This is a genomic window from Photobacterium sanguinicancri, from assembly GCF_002265265.1.
Classification (GTDB): Bacteria; Pseudomonadota; Gammaproteobacteria; order Enterobacterales; family Vibrionaceae; genus Photobacterium; species Photobacterium sanguinicancri.
In genome coordinates this window covers 1-1815 of sequence record NZ_NOIF01000340.1, presented here as the reverse complement: position 1 = coordinate 1815, position 1815 = coordinate 1, and the positions used below count along the sequence as shown (strand labels likewise).

3 protein-coding genes are annotated in these 1815 nt (G+C 37.4%); all 3 read right to left on the bottom strand.

The genetic code is table 11. The annotated features are described in order from the left end of the window. Positions 1-162 precede the first annotated feature (162 nt). Positions 163-675 (bottom strand): 2TM domain-containing protein, encoded by a 513-nt coding sequence (locus tag ASV53_RS23850; protein ID WP_062687706.1) that lies wholly within the window; start codon positions 673-675, stop codon positions 163-165. A gap of 189 nt (positions 676-864) precedes the next feature. Beyond that, positions 865-1383: a GNAT family N-acetyltransferase gene (locus ASV53_RS23845; RefSeq protein WP_094958969.1), complete on the bottom strand. Its 519-nt coding sequence runs from the start codon at positions 1381-1383 to the stop codon at positions 865-867. Positions 1384-1547: 164 nt separating this feature from the next. Further along, on the bottom strand, positions 1548-1815 hold a 268-nt coding region (locus ASV53_RS25875; RefSeq protein WP_205049233.1), incomplete at its 5' end, for a hypothetical protein.

Below are 1815 nucleotides of genomic sequence, written 5' to 3'. Positions count from 1 at the left end.
CTCACATTCAATTTATTAGAATAACATCCCCAACAAAGGCGAAGCGATTCATTGCTAATGCTGCTTAACTATCTTTCTGCATTCAATATCTAGCTTTACTACCTCTTTAAGAATAGAGCTAGACCGAGGCTCGCTAGCTCTAACCATTATTATTTTATCAAATTACAGTTTACGACCTAAACGCTTTTCTACTTGCTTCTTCTCCCAGTCAGCACCGAAGAAGTTCATGATTTCAAATGCACTCAATGCATGAGACACAATACCAATTCCCCAACCCATTGCTGGCCACCACGCCCATATATAACTAGGATCAGTCACAAAGTTAATGACAAACAACATACTAATTACAAGTGTATAAGTAATTAAATGAGAATAGAAACCTTTGATCTCTCTTACCTGAGCGAGCACTTTACTCTCTTCATCTGACACACTAACATCACTCGGTGTCTTCGTAGTCTTGATGCCAGACTCATTCATATTTGATTCGTTCATATCGGGCTCCTTTTGTAAATCCGTTACTTGAACTTCAAATACAGCAGCAAGAGACTTTAATGATTCAAGACCAGCATTATGTCCTCGTTCAATACGTTGGATGGTTCTAATACTCAATCCACTTATTTGAGATAAATGGTCTTGCGACCAACCACGTTGTAATCTTAATTTTCTGACAATCATCGTCGATTCCCTTCTGCTGTTTCGATGAATATTATCCTTTCAGGACAATATGGGTAACGTCACGAGCACGACACAAATATGACACTTTATATTTATCAATATCTTAAAGTGAATTGTAGGCTGACTAGCTCAATAGCTTGTAATGAAAAAGTGCATCTTGCGAGCTCGCTTACAAAATCAGATGTCACCCTAACTGCAGTCGACCCAATACCGAGCAATAGGGTTCGGAAATACCTTACCTATAACGACTCTATCGAATTGACCGCCATTACTTTCGATAACTCTACGCGATGCTAAATTATCTTCATCTGCGGTGATAAGCACAGAATGAATCCCTAGCGCCTTAGCTTTGGCTAACGCAAGTTTCAGCATTAGCTTGCCATTGCCTTTTTTACGAGATAAAGGCGCCATATCATAACCAATATGACCCGCTTCCAATGCAAGGAATTCATTGTCTATATTATGGCGAACACGAATAGCACCAAGTATCGATTTGTTATCATTAACTAACCAATAGTGGTTACAAGGCACATACCCATCAGCTAAATTCACGCCATTAGCTTCATCAAGAAGATGCTTTACGTACGAGGTGAAGTCTTGTTTACCCGCTAAATAGTACTCTGAATTTTCATTGTCGTTCGCTAAAAAATCATCGTAAAATGCAGCAAAAGCGGCTTCAAACTCATGCGAAGGTGAAACTAATTCCATTTATTTTCTCCTATACTTTTTATGCACTAGTAGCGGCAATCCATACCAGTATGACTAAAATACTTTTACCATGAAAATACGTTCACAGTGAAAGACAGTTTATTTAAACTTATTAACAAGCCAAGATAAATGAATACGCCATAGGTATTGAATAACAAAAAATATCAGCTGACTGAAATACGCCTTAATGACTTCCACTTCAATATAGGCTTTATGATGTGCCAATAGGCTATGATGCTGCCGTAAACAAGTAAAATACACAAAATGACATCTGAAATTAACTCATGAGTATCGTTACTCCATGGATTATTCCAGTCTTCAGTAAAAATAATAATGATCGTAGCAAAAAACGTTGCTGAATAAGCAATCATAAGATGCATTGCGACAAAAAGTGAATGCTTTAAAACAGTGAACTTCATAAAAACATATTCT